The following is a 21556-nucleotide window of genomic DNA, read 5'->3' on the forward strand; positions in this document are numbered from 1 at the left end:
GACGACGTGAAGCATCTGCTGGTGGACAACTTCCTGAAGAAGTAGTGGGTTGGTCGATGCAGGGCTGCGCCCGGCACCCGCCGAGGCCCGCGCAACGTCAAGGGCAAAAGCAGGGGATTGGTGGAATGGCGGGGGGGGGGGGGGGGGGGGGGGCGGGGGGGGCCCCCCCCCCCCGCCCCCCCCCCCCCCCCCCCCCCCCCCCCCCCCCCCCCCCCCCCCCCCCCCCCCCCCCCCCCACCCCGCCTTCGACAGTCTCCTGCGATCTGTCGGAACGGCACATTGCGCTGGTGGGTGTCGACCTTGGTCGACACGGTAGATCCACGCCATGCGTGGATAACGGAAAAATGATCGAAATGATCTTCTGTAGGGCCGAGCCATGCTCGGCTCAGAGCGAAGCGACCCGCTTTTGCTTTTGAACTTTTGAACTTTTGAACTTTTGATTCTCTTCCGTGGCCGCCGCGCGCAGGAAACTGTCAGAAGCCGGGCGGGGTGGGCTGTGCAGGACCGTTGGCGCCATGGATGGCGCCATCGAGCCCCCATGGACGGGTTTACGGCGTGTCCTGCGCAGCCCCCCCCGCACGGCCTACTCCAATAACCCCGCTGTCCGCGACCACCCCGCCACGAGGGGCCCCGCCGTTGGCTGGAACCCATCATTCCACGACGGAATTGGCGCGCTGGCCCCGCTGGGCCTACCATCGGCGGTCCCCACCCCCACCGCCCCTTCCATGTCCGCTCCCGCTTCCGCCGCATCGCGTCGCTGGTTCGTCGCCGGCGACGTCAATGGCTTCTTCGGCCTGGTCGTCGACAACCTTTCCATCCTTGGCTTCATCGCCATGGCCCTGGTCGGGATCTTCCAGTTCCCCGCCGACGTGGTGTTCGGCCGCATGTTCCCCGGCACCGCATTCGGCGTGCTGGTCGGCAACCTGCTGTACACCCTGATGGCGCGCCGGCTGGCCGCGCGTACCGGCCGCGACGATGTCACCGCCATGCCGCTGGGCCTGGACGCACCCACCAGCATCGGCATGGCGCTGCTGGTGCTCGGCCCGGCCTTCGTGGCCTTCAAGCAGCAGGGCATGGATCCGCATGCCGCGGGCATCGCCACCTGGCAGCTGGGCATGGCCGCGCTGGTGATCATGGGCGTGCTCAAGCTGGTGCTTTCGTTCTTCGGCGAGGCGGTCACCCGCGCGCTGCCGCGTGCTGCGCTGCTGGGTTCCATCGCCGGCATCGCCTTGGTGCTGATGGGGCTGCTGCCATTGCTGGAGACGCTGCGCTCGCCGCTGGTCGGCTTCACCACGCTGGGCCTGCTGCTGTATGTGCTGATCGCCAAGGGCAAGCTGCCGGTGCGTGGCCCCGGCGTGCTGCTGGCCTTCGTGTTCGGCACCGTGCTGTATTACGGCCTTGGCCTGGCCGGGCTTGGCGCACCGGGCTTCCACGTGCCGGAGTGGGTGCCGCCGCAGGTGGTGCTGCCGCTGCCGACGCTGGGCTTCCTCGATGGCCTGCCCACCGCGATGACCTACCTGCCGTTGCTGCTGCCGTTCGGCCTGCTGATGGTGGTCGGCGGCATCAACGTGTCCGAGAGCGCACGCGCGGCCGGTGATGACTACCGCACCCGCGACATCCTGCTGGTGGAAGCGGTGGCCACGCTGGTGGCCGGTGTCTGCGGTGGCGTGGCGCAGACCACGCCGTACATCGGCCAGCCGGCGTACAAGCACATGGGCGCGCGCAGCGGCTACACCCTGCTGACCGGCCTGTTCGTCGGCATCGGCGGCATGCTGGGCATCATCTCAGGGCTGGTGCAGTGGCTGCCGCTGGCGGTGCTGGCACCGATCATCGTGTACGTGGCCATCGACATCACCACCCAGGCGTTCCAGGCTACGCCGCGCCACCACGCCGGCGCGATGGTGTTCGGTTTCCTGCCGTCGGTGGCGTACCTGCTGGCGATCAAGGCCCCGGGCTGGATCGCGCCGGACCAGCTGCCGCAGTTGCTGACCAAACTGGATGGCCACGGACTGCCTGAGCTGGCGGTGATCTTCACCCTCGGCAACGGCTTCATCATCACCTCGATGCTGTGGATCTCGGCGGTAGCGGCGATGGTCGATGGCCGCCTGCGGCGTGCCTGCGGCTTCCTGCTGGTGGCCGCCGGTCTGACCCTGTTCGGCCTGATCCACTCGGTGGATCCGCGCGGTGGCATCTACCTGCCGTGGGACCTGGATGGGCTGGCACGCATCATCAGCTGGCAGTTCGCCGGCGCCTACGTGGCATTGGCGCTGCTGCTGGGCCTGCTGTCGCTGCAGAAGCAGGCGGTGGAGCCGCTGGGTGATCGCACCGACCATTGACCGGTGACGCCGGGCATCGCCCGGCTCTGCAGGGGGAAGCTGCAGGCGGCGGAATTACCGTTCGGCGTCCAGCTCCGGGTAGTGGCGGAAGATGCCATTGGTGTTGAATGCCAAGCGCCGTTCCGAGCCCAGATAGGTAGCGATGTTCGGCCGCTTCGCCACCCGCTCCTGCAGCGCACGCAGCAGGGGCAGGGTGGGGGCCAGCGCCTGCATGCGGCGCGGGAACATGTAGTCCAGCCCGCTCAGCAGCTGGAACAGCGACAGGTCCACATAGGAGTGCTCGCGCAGCGCATGTCGGCCACCATTGGCGGCCAGCACCTGTTCGAAATAGCCCAGGAACTTGGGCAGCCGCTCGCTGCGCAGGGACGCGGCCCGCGCCTTGGCTTCGGTCTTCTGCTCTTCGTAGTACTTCGATGCAGCGATCGGGTGGTGGGTGTCGTGCACCTCGGCCACCAGGTCGGCAATGGTCAGCTGCAGTTGCAGCGCCTGCACCCGCCGTGAGGCCGCCTGCGGCACCAGGTCCAGCGTCGGGCCGAGGAAATCCAGGATGGCCGCGACCTGCGCGATGACCTGGCGGCCCGCCTTCAGGAACGGCGGCGCGAAGGGTTGCGGACCCTCGCTGCTGCCATCGAGAAACGCCTGCATCACCGCATCGCCGTGCACCCGCGCCATGTCGATGTAGTCGGCGCCGGCATCTTCCAGCGCCAGCCGCACGAATTCACCGCGGCCCTGGATGCCGGTCCAGTAATACAGCGCGTACTGCATGGCAGTGTCTCCACGGGACAGGACTCACAGCCTCGCGCGGGCAGTGCAAAGCAGGCGTGAGCATGGACTGCGCGTGCCTGAACCCGAACGGCAGCGGAACAGGCGGGGAACCCGTTGGAATGGGTGGGGTCACACCTTCTCCATGCGTGTGAAACGAGGTGCTGCATCATGCAGAGTGGAAAGGCGGTATGGCCCTGGATATTGGGCGTGGTGGTGATTGGCGGCGCGGGAGGCTGGTTGTTCCGCGATCAGCTCAAGAGCCTGGCAGACGGTGTTTCGGTGCCGGTGCAATCAACCCCCGCCAGTACCAGTGCACCGCCACAACCGACGGCAGCCGTAGAGCCCGCGCCAGCACCCCCAACGATCCGGCATCCGCTGGATACCGAGGCCGCTGCCGACCCGGCGCTGCCGAAACTGGCGGACAGCGATGCCGCGGCATGGGGTGCGCTGGGCCAGCTGTTCCAAGGGGAGGGGCCGCTGACCCTGCTGCTGCGCGACCATCTGATCCAGCGCCTGGTCACCCAGGTCGACAACCTGGACAAACCCAGCGTGCCGCCGACCGCGCTGGCCGCGCGCCCGCTGCCGGGCAACCTGCAGGTCGAGCCGGGGGAAGGCGGTGAACGCATCGCCGCCAGCAACGCGGCGCGCTATGCGCCCTATGTGCACGCATTCACTGCGCTGGACCCGGCGGCAGCGGCTACCGCTTACAAGCGCTTCTATCCGCTGATCCAGCAGGCCTACGTCGACCTGGGTCGGCCGGACTCGTACTTCAATGATCGCCTGGTGGCGGTGATCGACCATCTGCTGGACACCCCGGAACTGGCCCAGGCACCGCTGGTGCAGCGCGATGACCGCGGCCGCTATCGCTTCGTCGATTCCGCCCTGCAGTCGCGCTCGATCGGCCAGAAGGCCCTGCTGCGCATGGACGCGGCGCAGGCGCAGGCGGTCAAGCAGCAGCTGCGGGCGATCCGCAGCGCGATCACCCGCTGAGCCCGTCCACAGCACGAAACTGATCGGGATCAACGCGCCGACCACACCCGCTCCGGCATGCTGGCCGCAGGCTGACCGGCCTCGGGGTGCAGTCGCAGTCACCCTTGAAACGGGGTGGGGCAGCCGCATCTTTCCAGCGTCGCCGGCGCGGGCCGGCCCAGATGACCGATGAGGTTTCGCAATGCGGATGGACAAGCTCACCTCGCGTTTCCAGCAGGCGCTGGCAGACGCACAGTCGCTGGCCGTGGGCCGCGACAACAGCATCATCGAACCGGTTCACTTGTTCAGCGCCCTGCTGGACCAGCAGGGCGGCAGCACGCGCCCGTTGCTGGCCCAGGCCGGGGTGAACGTGCCGGTGCTGCGCGAGCGCCTGACCGAGGCGCTGGACGCACTGCCCAAGGTGTCCGGCCAGGCCGGCAACGTCTCGATGGGCAATGACCTGGGGCGCCTGCTGAACCAGACCGACAAGCTGGCCCAGCAGCACGGGGATGCCTTCATTGCCAGCGAGTGGTTCGTGCTGGCGTCGCTGGAGGATGGCGGCACGCTGGGCATGGCGCTGCGCGCCGCCGGTGCCGACAAGACCCGCCTGCAGGCCGCGATCGACAAGCTGCGCGGCGGCGAGAACGTGCAGTCGGAGAATGCCGAGGAGCAGCGGCAGGCGCTGGAGAAATACACCATCGACCTGACCGCGCGTGCCGAGAGCGGCAAGCTCGATCCGGTGATCGGCCGTGACGAGGAAATCCGCCGCACCATCCAGGTGCTGCAGCGCCGGACCAAGAACAACCCGGTGCTGATCGGCGAACCCGGCGTGGGCAAGACCGCGATCGTGGAAGGCCTGGCCCAGCGCATCATCAACGACGAAGTGCCCGAGGGCCTGCGCGGCAAGCGGGTGCTGTCGCTGGACATGGGCGCGCTGATCGCCGGTGCCAAGTTCCGTGGCGAATTCGAGGAGCGCCTGAAGGGCGTGCTCAACGACCTGGCCAAGAACGAAGGCCAGATCATCCTGTTCATCGACGAACTGCACACCATGGTCGGCGCCGGCAAGGCCGACGGCGCGATGGATGCCGGCAACATGCTGAAGCCGGCGTTGGCACGCGGTGAGCTGCACTGCATCGGCGCGACCACGCTGGACGAGTACCGCAAGTACATCGAGAAGGATGCCGCGCTGGAGCGCCGCTTCCAGAAGGTGTTCGTGGGTGAGCCGTCGGTGGAGGACACCATCGCCATCCTGCGTGGGCTGAAGGAAAAGTACGCCCTGCATCACGGGGTGGAGATCACCGACCCGGCCATCGTCGCTGCCGCCACGTTGTCCAACCGTTACATCACCGACCGCCAGCTGCCGGACAAGGCCATCGACCTGATGGACGAGGCCGCCTCGCGCCTGCGCATGGAGATCGACTCCAAGCCGGAGGAACTGGACCGCCTGGAACGCCGGGTGATCCAGCTGAAGATCCAGCGCGAGATGCTGAAGAAGGAAAAGGACGAGGCCTCGCGGCAGCGCCTGGCCGATCTGGAGAACGATATCGAGGCGCTGGAGCGCGAGTTCTCCGACCTCAATGAAATCTGGAAGTCGGAGAAGGCCGCGCTGCAGGGTGCAACCAGGATCAAGGAGCAGGTCGAGCAGGCCAAGCTGGAGCTGGAAGCCGCGCAGCGCCGCCAGGATTTCGCCAAGATGAGCGAGATCCAGTACGGCCTGCTGCCGCAGCTGGAAAAGCAGCTGGCCGCCGCCCAGGAAGCCGAGCACAAGGACTTCAAGCTGGTGCAGGACCGGGTCACCGACGAGGAGATTGCCGAGGTCGTGTCGCGCTGGACCGGCATTCCGGTCAACAAGATGCTCGAAGGCGAGCGCGACAAGCTGCTGCGCATGGAAGAGGTGCTGCACAACCGCGTGGTCGGCCAGGAGGAAGCGATCAAGGTTGTCTCCGATGCCGTGCGCCGTTCGCGTGCGGGCCTGTCCGATCCGAATCGCCCGGCCGGTTCGTTCCTGTTCCTCGGCCCGACCGGTGTCGGCAAGACCGAACTGTGCAAGTCGCTGGCCGAGTTCCTGTTCGACAGTGCCGACGCCATGATCCGCATCGACATGAGCGAGTTCATGGAGAAGCACAGCGTCGCCCGCTTGATCGGCGCGCCCCCGGGCTACGTCGGCTACGAGGAAGGCGGTTACCTGACCGAGGCCGTGCGTCGCCGTCCGTACTCGCTGATCCTGCTGGACGAAGTGGAGAAGGCACATCCGGATGTGTTCAACATCCTGCTGCAGGTATTGGACGATGGCCGCCTGACCGATGGCCAGGGTCGCACCGTGGACTTCCGCAACACCGTCATCGTGATGACCTCGAACCTGGGCTCGCACCAGATCCAGGACATGAGCGCCGACGACAGCCCGGAGGCCTACACGCAGATGAAGGCGGCAGTGATGGGCGTGGTGCAGGCGCACTTCCGTCCGGAGTTCATCAACCGCCTGGACGACATCGTGGTGTTCCATCCGCTGGACAAGCAGCAGATCAAGCAGATCGCGCGCATCCAGATGCGTGGCCTGGAGAAGCGGTTGGCCGAGCGCGGGCTGAAGCTGGTGGTGTCCGATGCGGCGTTCGACCTGCTCGGCAACGTGGGCTTCGATCCGGTGTATGGCGCGCGCCCGTTGAAGCGTGCGATCCAGGCGCAGCTGGAAAACCCGTTGGCGCAGAAGATCCTGTCCGGCGCCTTCGTCAACGGCGATACCATCGAAGTCGGAAATGATGGCGGCCACCTGGTGTTCGCCAAGGCGTGAGTCCATCGGGGCGCTGCCTTACCGCAGCGCCCCGTTATCTGTGAGTAACGCCGGGCCGGGCCCGGCGCGCCCTCAGAAGCGGTGCGTGTACCCGCTCATCAGCCCGAACTGGTTGGGCTTCTGCACGATCGGGCTGTTGGCCGCATCGCCGAGCAGGCGCGTGCCTTCGGCCGAGATGTACCAGTTGCCGTTGCGGCCCACGCGGTGGCTCCACTTCAGGCCGACACCGGCGCTGACCAGGCCGGCCTTCGGTTTGTGCTCGGCAAAGCCGCTGCGCGCCGCCTGTTCGGGGCTGACGCCGTACCAGGTCTGCATGTAGCCGCGGTTGCCGTAGTCGGTGGACACGCTGCCGCTGACCACACCGCCAGCCAGGTCGAACAACGGCAGGGTCAGGTTCAGATGGATCTGCTGGGTGGCCAGGCCGTTCTCGGCCTTGTCCTCGTCCTTGCGGGTGAACTGCCAGGAACCGCTCAGCACGGCTTCGCCCAGCGTATAACCCGCCGACACGCCGACCAGCGGACGGGTATCGATATCGCCCATGCCGCGCAGGAAGTCCGAACCGCCGAGCAGGGAGTCCTTGTCCTTGCGGATGCCGCTGGCGCCGACGTAGGCGCGCACGCGGGTGTGCTCGCCGAGGGCGGTGCCCCAGCCGATGCCACTGGTGCCCAGAAACCAGCCCCCCGGCGAGGTGACATCGAAGGACAGCGACGGCGTCGCACGATACTCCTCGCTGCCGCTGTAGCGCGGCGTCACGCCACCACCGGCGGCGAGCTCGAAGGTCCAGTGGTCATCCTTGGCGTGGGCGATCGGGGCGGCAAACAGCGGCAGCAGGGCCAGGCAGAGCAGGGTGGGGGAACGGCGAAGCTGGGACATGGAAACTCTCGACAATGGGAGGAAAGCAGCGCGCGCATCCGGCGAGTGCTGCAGGGTCGCCAGCGTGGCGATACGCCGGCGACCGATCCGTCCGCAGTTGTGCGGGAGTTGTAATCAACTGTAATCGCGGCCCAGGGCGTTCAGCTGGTAGCCAGCGGCCAATGCATTTCCAGGCGTGCGCCGCCCAGCGTGGCGCGGCTGATGCGCAACTCGCCGCTGTGGCGGACTGCAATGCGGCTGACGATGGCCAGGCCCAGGCCGAAGCCGCCGGTATCGCGGCTGCGACTGTCATCCAGGCGGGTGAACGGGCGCATCACTTTTTCGCGGTCGGGCTCGGCGATGCCCGGTCCGTCGTCGTCCACGCGCAGGCAGGCGCGGCCGCCCACACCTACCAGTGAGACTTCAACCTGGGAGCGCGCATGACGAAGTGCGTTGCCGACCAGATTGCTCAGCGCCAGCTGCAGCAGGCGTGGCTCGGCATCTACCCGTGGCAGCGCGCTGGGCTGTACGCGCAATGCCAGGCCGGCACGCTCGGCATCGCGGCGGGCATCGGCCAGGCAGGCCTGCAGCCAGTCATTGGCTTCAATCCGCTGCATCGGTTCGCCCTCGCTGGGATGCTCCAACCGTTCGTAGGCCAGCAGTTCGCTGACCAGTCGGTTGAGCTCGGCCAGGTCACCATGCAGGCCCTGAGCCAGCCGCGTGCGACGTTCGCGATCATCGCTGTCCTGCATCAGGTCCAGGCCGAAGGCCACGCGTGCGATGGGCGTGCGCAGTTCGTGCGAAATGGCATGAGTGAGGTCGCGCTGGCGCTGTACCAGCTCGGCCACGCGCGCGGCCATGCGGTTGGAGTGGTCGACGATGACCCGGATCTGCGAGCGTGGCGAGACCTGCGCGCGTGCCTGCAGATCGCCGGCGCCGATGCGGTCGGCATGCACGCGCAGGGCGTCCAGATCGCGCCAGAGCAGGCGCACCCACGCGTACAGGCACAACCCGAACAGGGCCAGCATCACCGAGTAGGCGATCAGGGTGAGATACAGCGTCATTGACGGCTCGCCTGGCAGGTGCAGGCGCAGCCAGGGACCGTCCGGATGCCGTGGATCAAGAGGCGCCAGTACGATCTCGAACTTCTGCCGGGAAATGAGTCCGTTGCGCTGCAGCTGTTCCTGTTCGCCGGCTTCGAGGGCCGGCGCTGACGGCAACAGTGCCAGCGCAATGCCGTAGTGGGGTTGCCACTGCGCCAGCTGATCCTGCTGGGCGGCGGGGCCCTTTCCATCCAGCCCCTGCCGCAACGCATACAGCTGGCCACGCACCTGCTCTGCAAACACACGCTGCTGGAACGGCAGGTAGATGCGATCGAAGATCACATTGATGAGCAGCAGAGTGATCAGGAAGCTCGCGCCGACCACCAGCCACAGGCGCAGGAAAAGCCGCTTCACGCCGACCAGGCCGAGGGATTGAACTGGTAGCCGCGTCCCCACACGGTCTTGATCCGCCGCGGTTCGCGCGCGTCGTCGCCGAGCTTTCGGCGCAGCTTGCCGATGCAGACGTCGACGCTGCGGTCCAGGCCGTCGAAGCCGATGCCGCGCACCGCCTGCAGGATCTGGTCACGCGACAGGATCTGCCCGGGCTGGCTGGCCAGCAGCCACAGGATCTCGAACTCGGTGGTGCCCACATCCACCGCCGCACCGTGCAGGTGCACTTCACGCTGCATGCGATCGATCAGCAGTTGCCCATGCATCAGCCGGCTGGGCGTGCCGGTGTTGCTGCTGCCATGGCGGCGGCGCAGCAGGGCGCGCAGGCGGGCCAGCAGCAGGCGCGGCTCGATCGGCTTGTGCACATAGTCATCGGCACCCGATTCCAGGCCCAGCACCTGCTCGATGTCGTCCTCGCAGGCGGTCAGCATCAGGATCGGCACGTCGGAGAAGCTGCGGATCTGCCGGCAGACATCGATGCCACCGAGGCCGGGCAGCATCAGATCCAGCACCACCAGCTCCGGCGCATGCTGGCGGCAGGCCGCACCGGCCAGGTCACCACGGGCCACGTGCTGCACGGCGAAGCCGTGCTCGTGCAGGTAGTCGCTGACCAGTTCGGCCAGGCGACGGTCGTCCTCCACCAGCAGTACCAGCGTGGGCGAACTGCTGGCAGGGGGTGTCCAGGAAGATGGCTGCATGCGTGGGGCCTCCGTGCCCGGGCAGGAGCGCCCGGCGGCGAAGCCTAGCAACGGCCCATGACGGCTGCCTGAATCGCGGCCAACCTGATAACCGCGGGTACGGACGTCATCGCCAGCGGCGTTCAGCGGCTGGCCCGGGCTGGCCTATGGTGGCGGTTTCCCCGGATGGAGCCTGGTGCAATGAGCGACCCGCAGTGGCAACTGGAAACCCTGGCCGTGCACGGCGGCTACCGTCCCGACCCGACCACCCGCGCGGTGGCGGTGCCGATCTACCAGACCGTGGCCTATGCGTTCGATGACACCCAGCACGGCGCCGACCTGTTCGACCTGAAGGTGCCGGGCAACATCTACACGCGCATCATGAACCCCACCACCGATGTGCTGGAGCAGCGCCTGGCCGCGCTGGAAGGGGGTATCGGCGCGCTGGCGCTGGCCTCGGGGCAGGCCGCGATCACCTACGCCATCCAGACCATCGCCGAAGCCGGTGACAACATCGTCGCCTCCAGTGCGCTGTACGGCGGCAGCCTCAACCTGCTGGCGCACACGCTGCCGCAGTATGGCATCCAGGCGCGTTTTGCCGACCCGGCCGATCCATCCGCGTTCGCAGGGTTGATCGATGAGCGCACCAAGGCGGTGTTCGTCGAATCGATCGGCAACCCGCGCGGCAACGTCACCGACATTGCCGCCATTGCCGAGGTCGCGCATGCCGCCGGCGTGCCACTGATCGTCGACAACACGGTGGCCACGCCATTCCTGCTGCGCCCGTTCGAGCATGGTGCCGATATCGTGGTGCATTCGCTGACCAAGTACCTCGGCGGCCACGGCAACAGCCTGGGCGGCGCGATCATCGATTCGGGCCGCTTCGACTGGGCCGCACAGCCCGCGCGCTTCGCCCGCCTCAACCAGCCTGACCCGAGCTACCACGGGGTGGTCTATACCGAAGCGCTGGGGCCGGCGGCCTATATCGGCCGCGCGCGGGTGGTGCCGCTGCGCAACACCGGCGCGGCGCTGTCACCGTTCAATGCCTTCCTGATCCTGCAGGGCATCGAGACCCTGGCGCTGCGCATGGAACGCATCAACGCCAACGCACTGGCCATCGCGCAGTTCCTGAAGTCGCATGCAAAGGTGGCCTGGGTGCGTTATGCCGGACTGGTCGACGACCCCGAACATGCCGCCGCGCAGCGCTATCTGGGCGGCCACGGCTCGGGCGTGTTGACCTTCGGCCTGCCGGGCGGCCGCGAGGCCGGCGCGCGTTTCCTCGATGCACTGAAGCTGTTCACCCGCCTGGTCAATCTGGGCGATGCGAAGTCACTGGCCACCCATCCGGCCTCGACCACCCATCGCCAGCTGGATGCAGCGGAGCTGGCCAAGGCCGGCGTCAGCGAAGACACCGTGCGGCTGTCGATCGGCATCGAGCATATCGGGGACCTGCGTGCCGACCTGGAGCAGGCCCTGGCCGGCGCCTGATAGCCGCACGCTTGGTGTATATCGCCACAGGCGATCACCACTGGCGCCGCGATGCGCTACGGTGGAACTGCCTCTCCAAGGCAGTGGCAACGTGGCGATCCAGATCCCCGGTCGATGCGGGTCGACCGGGGATTTTTTTTGTTTCCGGGTCAGATCCGTTTTCCTGCGGAAAACGGATCTGACCCCATGCACCGCCGTGTCGACCAAGGTCGACGTGGCGGGAGTGTCCGCGGCATGGATGCCGCGGCCAAGCCCCCATGGAAGGGTTTACGGCGTCTCCCGCCACCGGACCCACCCCGCCATCCCACGGAATGCCAGCTTTTGCTTTTGCCGTTGCAGTTGCTTCGGCAGGTGCAGGGCTGCAAGCCCTGCCGCACGCACCCCCTCACACCACCGGAATACTGTGCTGTCCCAGCCCGCGATACGGCGGCGTGGACATCACCATCTCCGCCAGCGAGTACGCCAGCTCACGCTCGGCCATCACCGTCCCATCCGCACCGTGCTCCAGCAGATGCTTCACCTCCGCATCGCTGTGCGCACGCGCCAGCAGGGTCAGCTCCGGGTTGATCGCCCGCAGCTTGGCCAGCGCCTCACCGGCCTCCAGCGGCTGTGGAATCGCCAGCACCGCAATCTTCGCGCGTTCCGGATGGGCTTCGGCCAGCACCCGGTCGGCGGCGGCACTGCCGCGGATCGCCGCCAGGCCCTTGGCGTGTGCCTGTTCGACATGTTCCTTGTTGTCATCGATCACCAGTACCGGCACACCGCGATCACGCAGCACCTGCGCCAACTCGCTGCCCACCCGGCCGTAGCCGATCACGATCGCGTGCCCGTTCAGATCACGCGATGGGCCGATCGCCTCTTCCGGTTCGGCCGGCTGCGGCTGCTGTTCCTGCTTGGCCTGCCAACGGTCGAGCAGGCCGAACACCAGCGGGTTGAGCATGATCGACACCAGCGCACCGGCCAGTACCAGCGACTGGCCTTCCTTCGGCAGGATCTGCAGGGCCACGCCGAGGCCGGCGATGATGAAGGCGAACTCGCCGATCTGTGCCAGGCTGGCCGAGATGGTCAGCGCCGTGCTGGTCGGGTGCCCGAACGCGCGCACGATGAAGAACGCGGCGGCCGACTTGCCGAACATGATGATCAGCACGGTGGCCAGCACCTGCCACGGGTGCTGGATGAGGATGTTCGGATCGAACAGCATGCCGACCGAGACGAAGAACAGCACCGCGAACGCATCGCGCAGCGGCAGCGAATCATGCGCGGCCTTGTGGCTGAGCTCCGATTCGTTGAGCAGCATGCCGGCGAAGAACGCGCCCAGTGCGAACGAGACGCCGAACAGCATCGCCGAGCCGAACGCCACGCCCAGCGCGATCGCCAGCACCGACAGGGTGAACAGTTCGCGCGAACCGGTACCGGCGATGCGTTCGAGGATCCATGGAATGACCCGGCGCCCGACCACCAGCATCACCGCCACGAACAGGCCCAGCTGCACGAAGGTCCAGCCGATATCGGCCAGCACGCTGCCCAGCGAGTGCGATTCCTTGGCCGCGTCGGGGCCGAACACGCCGGCCATCACCGGCATCATCACCAGTGCGAGCACGCAGGCCAGGTCTTCCACGATCAGCCAGCCGACCGCGATCTTGCCGCGCATGGTCTCCAGCAGGCGGCGTTCCTCCATCGCCCGCAGCAGTACCACGGTACTGGCGGTGGCCAGCGAAAAACCGAAGATGACGCCATGCAGGGCGGGCCAGCCCATCAGCGAGGCCACGCCCCAGCCGAGCAGGGTGGCCACGGTGATCTGGCCAATGGCACCGGGGATGGCGATGGCCTTGACCGCCATCAGGTCCTTCAGCGAGAAGTGCAGGCCGACGCCGAACATCAGCAGCATCACGCCCAGCTCCGCCAGCTGGTTGGCCAGCGCCTGGTCGGCGACGAAGCCGGGAGTGAACGGACCTACGCAGATGCCAGCAACCAGGTAACCGACCAGGGGAGACAAGCGGAGCTTGTTGGCCAGCGCGCCGAAGATGAAGGCGAGCCCCAGGCCAACGGCAACGATGTTGATCAGGTCGGTGTCATGGTGCATCGGCACTCGCAGGCAATCGGGGGTATCCCGATTTTCACCGATGAGGCCAGATACGGCAAACCTTAAATGCGAAGGGGGTCAGATCCCTTTTCCCGCAGGAAAAGGGATCTGACCCCACCGGGGAGTTGCCGGCCAGCGGCCGGCACTAGCGCTTACCAGGCGTACTTGATCCGCCCGTACACATACGCGCCGTTGAAGCCGAACGGCGAGTAGTTGCTGTACGGCAGCATGCCGAAGGTGGAGTTCTGCAGGTCTTCGGTGCGGTCCGGGTACTTGTCCAGCAGGTTGTCGGCGCCCACGGTCAGGGTCCAGTTGCTGCTCGGCTTGTAGCTGGCCGAGGCATCCACCACCCAGGCGTCGCCGTAGGTCTGGTCGCGCAGTGCGGTGGCCGAGTTGCGCACGGTGAACTTGCCGTAGCGGGTTGCGGCCAGGCCCAGTTCCCAGTGGTCCGAACGCCAGGTGCCGCTCAGGATCGCCTTGTCGCGCGGGTAGCTGTCCTCGATGCGGCCGATCTCATCGCGGCCGATCAGCGACTGGGTCAGGCCCAGCGTGCCGAACACCGCCGGGGTGCCGCCGACGCGGCGCACTTCAGTGTCGTTGTAGCTGTACGCAGCGGTCAGTTCCAGGCTGCTGGCACTGAACGGCACTGTGTAGCTGGACACGAAGTCCACGCCGCGGGTGCGCGTATCCAGGCCGTTGGTGAAGTAGGAGAACGCGGTCACCTGCGGCAGGCCCAGGGTTCCCAGCAATGCGCTGGTGGCGGCGTTGGTGGTGATGCTGGACGACAGCGCGATGCGGTCATCGATGTCGATCTGGTAGGCATCGACGGTGATGTACAGGCGGTCGACCGGCTGCAGCACCAGGCCCAGGCTGTAGGAGGTGGAGGTCTCGGCCTTCAGCGGCGAGGCGCCCAGCGCCTGCGCAGCCGGGCTGGTGGTCGGGAAGGTGCCACGCTCGACGAACACGCCATTGAGGAACTGGCTGGTGACCGCCTGGTAGCCCTGCTGAGCCAGCGACGGTGCACGGAAGCCGCTGGACGCGGTGGCCCGCAGCGCGACCTTGTCGGTGAAGGCATAACGCGCCGACAGCTTGCCGGAGAAGCGGTCGCCGAAGTCCGAGTAGTCTTCGTAGCGGCCGGTGATGCCGGCCGAGAACTTCTCGGTCAGGTCGGCTTCCAGCCCGGCGTAGACCGCGTAGTTGTGGCGGTCGGCATGCACTTCGTTGGTCGGGGTGAAGCCCGCGAACCCCTGCGCGCCGCTGCCGGTGTAAGAGTTCAGCTCGCCCGGGTTCTGGTCCCACTTTTCCTTGCGGTATTCACCACCGAAGGACAGCGTGACCGGGTAGGCCAGGCCCCAGTCCAGCGACTTGGTCAGGTCGGCATTGAAGATGTCCTGCTGGTACTTCAGCGTGCCGTCGTAGAACGAGCGCGGGCTGGTTGCACCCAGGCTGTAGTTGATGCTGTTGCGGGTGTGGAAGTCCAGGGTGTTCTCGCCGTGGTTCAGGCTCAGGTCCCAGGTCCAGCCGTTGTCGGTGTTGCCCTTGACGCCGGCCACCAGCGAGCGGTCCTTGGAGTACTGGTTGATCTCCGGCACGAAGCCGTCCGGGTAGGTCTGCGCCAGCAGCGCGCTCTGCCCGCTGTGGTTGCGCGAGCGGTAGAACGCGAACGAGGTGATGTCGCGGTTGCTGAGCAGCGCGCTGGCATAGCCGGTCACGTGGTCGCTGAAATCGAAACTGGCGTTGGCCGAAGCCGCAGTCGCATCCACGCGCGGGTCGCCGACGATGAAGGTCTTCTGGCCGATGCTCGGGAAGTTGCCGGTGTTCGGGGTGGTGCCGCGGTACGGGCCGGCGCGGTTGCTTTCGTCCTGCTGGCTGATCTGGCCGGCCACGTGCACGCGGCCACGGCCATCGCCGAACTCGACGCCGGTATCGCCGGAGAGCTGGTACTTGTTGCCGTCACCGGCCGAGTACTGGCCGTAGTCCACGGCCAGGCTGCCACCCCGGCCGCTGCCCTTGAGCACGATGTTGATGACGCCAGCGATGGCGTCCGAACCATACTGTGCCGAGGCACCGTCACGCAGCACTTCCACGCGCTCGATGGCAGCGATCGGGATCGCGTTGATGTCCACCGCCGATGAGCCACGGCCGATGCTGCCGTTGACGTTGATCATTGCCGAAGTGTGGCGGCGCTTGCCGTTGACCAGCACCAGCACCTGGTCCGGCGACAGGCCACGCAGCTGCGCCGGGCGCACGCCGCTGGTGCCGTCGGTCAGCGCCGGGCGCGGGAAGTTCAGCGAGGGCAGCGCGCGCGACAGCGCGGTGGCCAGCTCGCTGGTGCCGGTGGACTGCAGGGCTTCGGGGGTGATGATGTCGATCGGCGACTGCGATTCGGCAACCGTGCGGTCGGCCACGCGGGTGCCGGTAACGATCACCGTGTCCAGGGTGTTGGCGGCGGTGCCGGCCTGCTGGGCAGCGGCAACGAACGGAGAGCCACCGAGTGCGACAGCGACGGCGGCGGCGATCAGGCTGGTCTTGCGGGTCATCGGGATGGGGCTCCGGTTGGCGGGGGCGGCACCGGAATCGACATCACGGGGGTGAGGCGGACGGCGGTTGTTGCGGTGCGCAAAGCAGGAATTAACGGGATATTCAGTGGCTGTCAAATGCCGGTCATCGGGAAAAACGTTGCAGCAGCAACCATTTAGCCCGGATCGGCATGCGCGGGGAGGGGACCCGGGAGGCGCGCGGCGAGGACGTGGGAGAGAGGAACGCCGGCCGCCGCGCATCCCGGGGCGCGTCAAGTATTCGTTAACGCTAGAATTGCGTCGCAGGAACAGTGCTCACCAGCACATTCCATTCGGTTATATGGACGCCTTCCCCCATGATTTCGCTTCGTAATTTCGCCTTGCGCCGCGGCGAGCGGCTGCTGTTGTCCAACGTCGACCTGACCCTGCATGCCGGTTACCGGGTGGGTGTGGTCGGCCGCAACGGTGCTGGCAAGTCCAGCCTGTTCGCGGCGGTGAAGGGCGAGCTGGAGGCGGACAAGGGCGATGTCGACCTGCCCGGCAAGGTGCGCATCGCCAGCGTTGCCCAGGAAACCCCGTCACTGCCCGACCCGGCGCTGAGCTTCGTGCTCGGCGGTGACATCGAGGTGGCCGCGGTGCTGGCCGCCGAGGCCGAGGCGACCGCCCGCGAAGACTGGGAAGCGGTGGCCGAGGCGCACACGAAGATGGCCGAGCTCAATGCCTACGACGCCGAAGCGCGCGCCGGCAAGCTGCTGCATGGCCTCGGTTTCCCGGCCGAGACCCACCATCGCGCGGTGTCCTCGTTCTCCGGCGGCTGGCGCGTGCGCCTGAACCTGGCGCGCGCGCTGATGATGCCCAGCGACCTGCTGCTGCTGGACGAACCGACCAACCACCTGGATCTGGACGCGGTGTACTGGCTGGAACAGTGGCTGCTGAAGTATCCGGGCACCCTGCTGCTGATCTCGCATGACCGCGAGTTCCTCGACAACGTGGCCACCCACACCCTGCACCTGCACGGTGGCGGCGCCAAGCTCTACCCGGGCGGCTACACCGACTTCGAGCGCCAGCGCGCCGAACAGCTGCGCCAGCAGCAGATCGCGCACGAGAAGGAGCAGGCCGAGCGCGCCCACCTGCAGAGCTTCATCGACCGCTTCAAGGCGCAGGCCAGCAAGGCGGCGCAGGCGCAGAGCCGCATGAAGCGCCTGGCCAAGCTGGCCGGTACCGAAGCGGTGCGTGCCGAGCGCGAGTTCCGCATCGAGTTCGCGCCGCCGGCCAAGCTGCCGTTCTCGCTGATCCGCCTGAACCACGTCGAGGCCGGCTACGGCAAGGACGCGGTGATCCTGCACAACGTCGGCTTCGGCCTGGAAGCGGGCCAGCGCATCGGCCTGCTCGGCCCGAACGGTGCCGGCAAGACCACCCTGGTGAAGACCCTGGTGGGCGAGCTGGCGCCGATCGTCGGCGAGCGCATGGCGCATCCGGACCTGAAGATCGGCTACTTCGCCCAGCATACGGTGGAGTCGCTGCACGAAGGCCAGTCGCCGATGGAGCACTTCCGCGAGATCGCCCCGGACGCACCGAACCAGTCGTTCCGCGATTTCCTCGGCAAGTGGAACTTCCCGGGCGACCGTGCATTCGAGCCGGTCGATGGGTTCTCCGGTGGCGAGCGCGCGCGCCTGGCGCTGGCGCTGATCGCCTGGCAGCAGCCGAACGTGCTGCTGCTGGACGAACCGACCAACCACCTTGACCTGGAAATGCGCGAAGCGCTGGCCGAAGCACTGGCCACCTTCGAAGGCGCGATCGTGATGGTCTCGCATGACCGCCACCTGATCGGCCTGGTCTGTGATACCTACTGGCGCGTGGCCGATGGCGTGGTCGAGCCGTTCGATGGCGACCTGGATGCGTATGCCGCGTGGCTGCGCACCCGTCCGCAGGCGCAGGGCACCAAGGCGCGCATGGAGCAGGTGGAAGAGCCGGTGGTGGTCAAGACCGCCCCGGTGGCGCAGGTGGTGCAGAAGAAGCCGGTGAATCCGCACAAGCTGGCCGCCGCCGAGGCCAAGGTGGCCGAGCTGGAAGGCGCGCTGGCCGAGCTGGACCGCCAGTTGGCCGATCCGGCCAACTACGCCGATGCCACCCGCATGGCGGTGATTGGTCGTGACCGCGAAACCGCCGCCGCGCAGCTGGAAAAGGCCGAAGCGGCGTGGATGGAGCTGCTCGAGTCCTGACTCCGCGAAAAAGGGGACGGAGGGGATTAAGTCGTATGTGCACATACGACTTAATCCCCTCCGTCCCCTTTTTTCAACCCTGCGCCTGCAGCCACTCGCGGAAGCGCTTGGCCGGCTCGCGCTCGGCGCGCGAGCGCAGCCGCGTCAGCCAGTAGCGACCCAGCTCCAGCGTGGTGCCGAAGGGCTGCAGCAAGCGGCCTTCGGCCAATTCCTGCTCGAACATGCGCAGTGGCAGCAGTGCCACGCCGGCACCGCCGATCGCGGCCATCGCCAGCGTCAACGACGAATCGAACACTGGCCCGCGGGCTTCCACGCCACTGACCCCGGCCGCCTGCAGCCAACGCGGCCATTCGTCGCTTCGGTAAGAGCGCAGCAACGGTAGCGTACCCAGGTCGCGCGGCTGCTTCAGCCGCCGCGCCAATGCCGGGGCGCACAGCGGTGCGAAGGGTGCATCGAGGATTGCCGTGCAGGCCTGCCCCTGCCAGTCGCCATCACCGAAGCGGATCGCCAGGTCCAATCCTTCACCGGCCAGATCGATGCGGTTGTTGTGGGTCTGCAGGCGCAGCTCGATGTCCGGGTGCGCGGCCTCGAACGCAGCCAGCCGTGGCAACAGCCAACCGGTGGCGAAGGTGCCGACCACGCCCAGCGTCAGTACTTCGCGGGCCGGGCCGCCGGTGTAGCGCGCGATGCTGGCCGAGATGCGCTCGAACGATTCGTTGAGTACCGGATACAGCGCCGCGCCCTCGTCGGTCAGCGCCACCCCGCGCGGCAGGCGATGGAACAGGCGGATGCCGAGCCGGTCCTCCAGGCCGCGGATCTGGTGGCTCAGCGCCGCCTGGCTGACACACAGCTCCAGTGCGGCGCGGGTGAAGTTCTGATGGCGCGCAGCCGCCTCGAAGGCGCGCAGCGCGTTCAGCGGCAGGGTCGGGTGCAGCATCGGGAAGCCGTGAGCCAGGGTGATGGCAGATCCTACCCGTTCAATGAGGAATTTCGTAAATCTCAATGAGTTGATTGCGACAGGCATGAATTGAATTCATGGCTTCCGCTGATAATTCGCGCTGGTCGGCTCCGGGGAGGGCTTCAATAATCGGGCGGTCCCCAGGAGAACCCCCGTATGCTAGCCCGTCGCCGATTCCTGCAGTTCAGTGGTGCTGCCGTTGCTTCCTCGCTGCTTGCCCCTGCGCTGGCGCGGGCGGTTGCCCCTTCGTCCGGCACACCCACCGCGCACGCCGCCATTGCTGGCGCCGCCGATTTCGCCGCGCTGGAAAAAGCCAGCGGTGGCCGCCTGGGCGTCACCGTGCTGAACACCGGTAATGGCCGTCGCATCGGCGGGCATCGGCAGGACGAGCGCTTCCCGATGTGCAGCACGTTCAAGTCGATGCTGGTTGCCCATGTGCTGAGCCTTGCCGATGCAGGCCGCGTTTCGCTCGACACCCGTGTGCCCATCGCCGGGAAGGATCTGCAGTCCTACGCCCCGGTGGCGCGCCGCCATGTGGGCAAGGACCTGACGGTGCGCGACCTGTGCCGGGGCACGCTGACCACCAGCGACAACACGGCGGCCAACCTGCTGCTGGAGGTGGTGGGCGGGCCGTCGGCGCTGACGGCATTCCTGCGCGGGCAGGGCGACAGCGTTACCCGCAATGACCGCAACGAGCCGGACGTGAATCTGTTCGCGCAGGGAGACCCGCGCGATACCACCAGCCCGGCCGCGATGGCCACCAGCCTGTCCCGCTTCGCGGTGGGCAATGGCCTGCAGCCGGCATCGCGCCAGCAGTTCGCCGATTGGCTCATCGACAACCAGACCGGCGATGCCTGCCTGCGCGCCGGGCTGGGAAAGCGCTGGCGGGTGGGGGACAAGACCGGCAGCAACGGTGATGACACGCGCAACGACATCGCCGTGCTGTGGCCGCATGCGGGAGGCGCAGCGTGGGTGGTCACCGCCTATCTGCAGGGCGCGTCGGTCGATGACGACCAGCGCGCAGCGGTGCTTGCACGGGTGGGGGCGCTGGCCGATGCGATGATCGGATGAGGTAACCGGGGTCATTCGAAAATGGCTTGCCGGATCGGTCGGGCACGCGCATCCTGCGCGCGTTCGAACCCCACGGAAGACCCCCGATGAGCCATGAGTTGATCTACCTGCTGCTGATCTTCGCGCTGCTGGTGATCCCGCGCGCGCTGCAGCGCTTCAGCCTGCCCGCGCCGCTGACCTGCCTGCTGTTCGGCATCATCGGCATGCTGTGGCTGGGCGACCAGGCGCACGACGCGGTGATCGGCCTGCTGGCCACGCTGGGCATTTCCTCGCTGTTCCTGTTTGCCGGCCTGGAAGTGGATCTGCAGGCGCTGCGCCGTGGCATGTGGCCGCTGCTGGCGCACCTGGTGATCCGTACCGGCACGCTGTTCGGCGTGGGCTGGCTGGCCTGGCGATATGCGGGATTGCCGTGGCAGGCCGCTGGCCTGCTGGCGCTGGCCCTGCTGACGCCCTCCACCGGCTTCATCATGGACTCGCTGTCGCGGTTGGGCCTGAGCGAGGACGAGCGGTTCTGGGTGACCAGCAAGGCCATTGCCGGAGAACTGCTGGCGCTGGCCGCTTTGTTCATCGTGCTGCAGGCTGGCGATCCGGGCCACATGGCGCTGTCCAGCCTGGCGCTGCTGGCGATGATGATCGGCCTGCCGCTGCTGTTCATCGCGCTGGGCCGCTGGGTGGCACCGCATGCGCCGGGCTCGGAGTTCTCGCTGCTGGTGATGGTCGGCATGGTGGCCGCCTATATCACCTACCTGCTGGGCGTGTACTACCTGGTGGGTGCCTTCATCGCCGGCCTGGTCGCGCGCCTGCTGCACCAGCGCATGCCGCTGCTGGCCTCGCACGAGAACCTGCACGCGCTGCGCCTGTTCGCCTCGTTCTTCGTGCCGTTCTATTTCTTCAACGCCGGCACCAAGGTGCCCAGCGAAGCACTGAGCTTCGAGGCGCTGGGGTTGGGCATCGTGATCACCCTGGTCGTGCTGCCGCTGCGCATCGGCGTGGTCTGGCTGCAGCGCCGGGTGATGTTTGGCGAGAGCTTCCGCAGCAGCCTGCGGGTCTCGCTGGCGTTGGCTCCGACCCTGATCTTCACCCTGGTGCTGGCGGCGATCATGCGCGAGCGTTTCCAGATTCCGGCGGTGCTGTTCGGCGCGCTGCTGCTCTATGCCGCACTGACTACGCTGTTGCCGTCGCTGGTGTTCCGTACACCGTTCGACGTCGATCCGGTGGAACAGGAGCCTGCGGGCGAGGGCGAGACCGCACCGGTAGCGGCTACCGAAACGCTGTCGGAGGCACAGACAGCTGAACGTTGATCGGGGAGCGCACGTGGTTTGCGCCCGTCGGCCA

At 67.3% G+C, this 21556-nt stretch carries 14 protein-coding genes; 7 read left to right on the forward strand and 7 right to left on the reverse strand.

Annotated features, from left to right (window positions below):
* The first annotated feature begins 725 nt into the window (after nucleotides 1–725).
* A complete protein-coding gene (locus V3B30_RS21535) occupies nucleotides 726–2336 on the forward strand; it encodes a hypothetical protein (protein WP_100473707.1) in 1611 nt (536 codons plus the stop codon).
* A gap of 54 nt (nucleotides 2337–2390) precedes the next feature.
* On the opposite strand, the gene V3B30_RS21540 is transcribed toward V3B30_RS21535, so the two are convergent.
* Nucleotides 2391–3101, reverse strand: a complete 711-nt coding sequence (locus V3B30_RS21540) for a glutathione S-transferase (protein WP_262082905.1) — start codon at nucleotides 3099–3101, stop codon at nucleotides 2391–2393.
* Nucleotides 3102–3269: 168 nt separating this feature from the next.
* On the opposite strand from V3B30_RS21540, the gene V3B30_RS21545 reads away from it, so the two are divergent.
* Nucleotides 3270–4091 carry a DUF3014 domain-containing protein gene (locus tag V3B30_RS21545; protein WP_262082904.1) on the forward strand — a complete coding sequence of 274 codons (822 nt, stop codon included), beginning with the start codon at nucleotides 3270–3272 and terminating at the stop codon, nucleotides 4089–4091.
* Between the two features lie 181 nt (nucleotides 4092–4272).
* Nucleotides 4273–6858, forward strand: a complete 2586-nt coding sequence (gene clpB / locus V3B30_RS21550; RefSeq protein ID WP_262082903.1) for an ATP-dependent chaperone ClpB — start codon at nucleotides 4273–4275, stop codon at nucleotides 6856–6858.
* 72 nt (nucleotides 6859–6930) lie between these two features.
* Here clpB and V3B30_RS21555 read toward each other — a convergent pair whose 3' ends face one another.
* The 3 genes from V3B30_RS21555 to V3B30_RS21565 form a co-directional block, all read right to left on the reverse strand.
* Nucleotides 6931–7731, reverse strand: coding sequence for a MipA/OmpV family protein (locus V3B30_RS21555; RefSeq protein ID WP_262082902.1), 801 nt, complete (start codon nucleotides 7729–7731; stop codon nucleotides 6931–6933).
* A 140-nt stretch (nucleotides 7732–7871) separates the two neighbouring features.
* On the reverse strand, nucleotides 7872–9167 hold the full coding sequence (locus V3B30_RS21560) for an ATP-binding protein (RefSeq protein WP_262082901.1): 1296 nt from the start codon (nucleotides 9165–9167) through the stop codon (nucleotides 7872–7874).
* A complete protein-coding gene (locus tag V3B30_RS21565) occupies nucleotides 9164–9901 on the reverse strand; it encodes a response regulator transcription factor (protein ID WP_262082900.1) in 738 nt (245 codons plus the stop codon). The genes V3B30_RS21560 and V3B30_RS21565 overlap by 4 nt, the downstream gene beginning before the upstream one ends.
* Before the next feature lie 180 nt (nucleotides 9902–10081).
* On the opposite strand from V3B30_RS21565, the gene V3B30_RS21570 reads away from it, so the two are divergent.
* Nucleotides 10082–11368, forward strand: coding sequence for an aminotransferase class V-fold PLP-dependent enzyme (locus V3B30_RS21570; protein ID WP_262082899.1), 1287 nt, complete (start codon nucleotides 10082–10084; stop codon nucleotides 11366–11368).
* A gap of 385 nt (nucleotides 11369–11753) precedes the next feature.
* Here V3B30_RS21570 and ybaL read toward each other — a convergent pair whose 3' ends face one another.
* Nucleotides 11754–13451, reverse strand: a complete 1698-nt coding sequence (ybaL, locus tag V3B30_RS21575) for a YbaL family putative K(+) efflux transporter (RefSeq protein ID WP_262082898.1) — start codon at nucleotides 13449–13451, stop codon at nucleotides 11754–11756.
* A gap of 152 nt (nucleotides 13452–13603) precedes the next feature.
* A complete protein-coding gene (locus tag V3B30_RS21580) occupies nucleotides 13604–15991 on the reverse strand; it encodes a TonB-dependent receptor (protein WP_262082897.1) in 2388 nt (795 codons plus the stop codon).
* A gap of 335 nt (nucleotides 15992–16326) precedes the next feature.
* On the opposite strand from V3B30_RS21580, the gene V3B30_RS21585 reads away from it, so the two are divergent.
* The gene (locus tag V3B30_RS21585) at nucleotides 16327–18192 is read left to right on the forward strand and encodes an ABC-F family ATP-binding cassette domain-containing protein (RefSeq protein WP_043400521.1); all 1866 of its coding nucleotides are present in this window, start codon (nucleotides 16327–16329) and stop codon (nucleotides 18190–18192) included.
* A 73-nt stretch (nucleotides 18193–18265) separates the two neighbouring features.
* Here V3B30_RS21585 and ampR read toward each other — a convergent pair whose 3' ends face one another.
* Nucleotides 18266–19129, reverse strand: a complete 864-nt coding sequence (gene ampR, locus V3B30_RS21590) for a LysR family transcriptional regulator AmpR (RefSeq protein WP_100473694.1) — start codon at nucleotides 19127–19129, stop codon at nucleotides 18266–18268.
* Nucleotides 19130–19306: 177 nt separating this feature from the next.
* Here ampR and blaL2 point away from each other — a divergent pair, with 177 nt between their 5' ends.
* Both blaL2 and V3B30_RS21600 read left to right on the forward strand, forming a co-directional pair.
* Nucleotides 19307–20221 carry a L2 family extended-spectrum class A beta-lactamase gene (gene blaL2, locus V3B30_RS21595; RefSeq protein WP_262082896.1) on the forward strand — a complete coding sequence of 305 codons (915 nt, stop codon included), beginning with the start codon at nucleotides 19307–19309 and terminating at the stop codon, nucleotides 20219–20221.
* Nucleotides 20222–20307: 86 nt separating this feature from the next.
* Complete coding sequence (locus V3B30_RS21600; RefSeq protein WP_262082895.1) at nucleotides 20308–21522, forward strand: cation:proton antiporter; 1215 nt, start codon at nucleotides 20308–20310, stop codon at nucleotides 21520–21522.
* The last annotated feature ends 34 nt before the right edge of the window (nucleotides 21523–21556 follow it).

The sequence above is a fragment of the Stenotrophomonas sp. SMYL41 genome (genome assembly GCF_036319965.1).
Classification (GTDB): domain Bacteria; phylum Pseudomonadota; class Gammaproteobacteria; order Xanthomonadales; family Xanthomonadaceae; genus Stenotrophomonas; species Stenotrophomonas maltophilia_R.

Excerpts from the sequence above, each read along its gene's own strand:
- V3B30_RS21535 (WP_100473707.1), top strand. The coding sequence starts at position 726 with ATGTCCGCTCCCGCTTCCGCCGCATCGCGTCGCTGGTTCGTCGCCGGC.
- V3B30_RS21540 (WP_262082905.1), bottom strand. The coding sequence starts at position 3,101 with ATGCAGTACGCGCTGTATTACTGGACCGGCATCCAGGGCCGCGGTGAA.
- V3B30_RS21545 (WP_262082904.1), top strand. The coding sequence starts at position 3,270 with ATGCAGAGTGGAAAGGCGGTATGGCCCTGGATATTGGGCGTGGTGGTG.
- clpB (WP_262082903.1), top strand. The coding sequence starts at position 4,273 with ATGCGGATGGACAAGCTCACCTCGCGTTTCCAGCAGGCGCTGGCAGAC.
- V3B30_RS21555 (WP_262082902.1), bottom strand. The coding sequence starts at position 7,731 with ATGTCCCAGCTTCGCCGTTCCCCCACCCTGCTCTGCCTGGCCCTGCTG.
- V3B30_RS21565 (WP_262082900.1), bottom strand. The coding sequence starts at position 9,901 with ATGCAGCCATCTTCCTGGACACCCCCTGCCAGCAGTTCGCCCACGCTG.
- V3B30_RS21570 (WP_262082899.1), top strand. The coding sequence starts at position 10,082 with ATGAGCGACCCGCAGTGGCAACTGGAAACCCTGGCCGTGCACGGCGGC.
- ybaL (WP_262082898.1), bottom strand. The coding sequence starts at position 13,451 with ATGCACCATGACACCGACCTGATCAACATCGTTGCCGTTGGCCTGGGG.
- V3B30_RS21580 (WP_262082897.1), bottom strand. The coding sequence starts at position 15,991 with ATGACCCGCAAGACCAGCCTGATCGCCGCCGCCGTCGCTGTCGCACTC.
- V3B30_RS21585 (WP_043400521.1), top strand. The coding sequence starts at position 16,327 with ATGATTTCGCTTCGTAATTTCGCCTTGCGCCGCGGCGAGCGGCTGCTG.
- ampR (WP_100473694.1), bottom strand. The coding sequence starts at position 19,129 with ATGCTGCACCCGACCCTGCCGCTGAACGCGCTGCGCGCCTTCGAGGCG.
- blaL2 (WP_262082896.1), top strand. The coding sequence starts at position 19,307 with ATGCTAGCCCGTCGCCGATTCCTGCAGTTCAGTGGTGCTGCCGTTGCT.
- V3B30_RS21600 (WP_262082895.1), top strand. The coding sequence starts at position 20,308 with ATGAGCCATGAGTTGATCTACCTGCTGCTGATCTTCGCGCTGCTGGTG.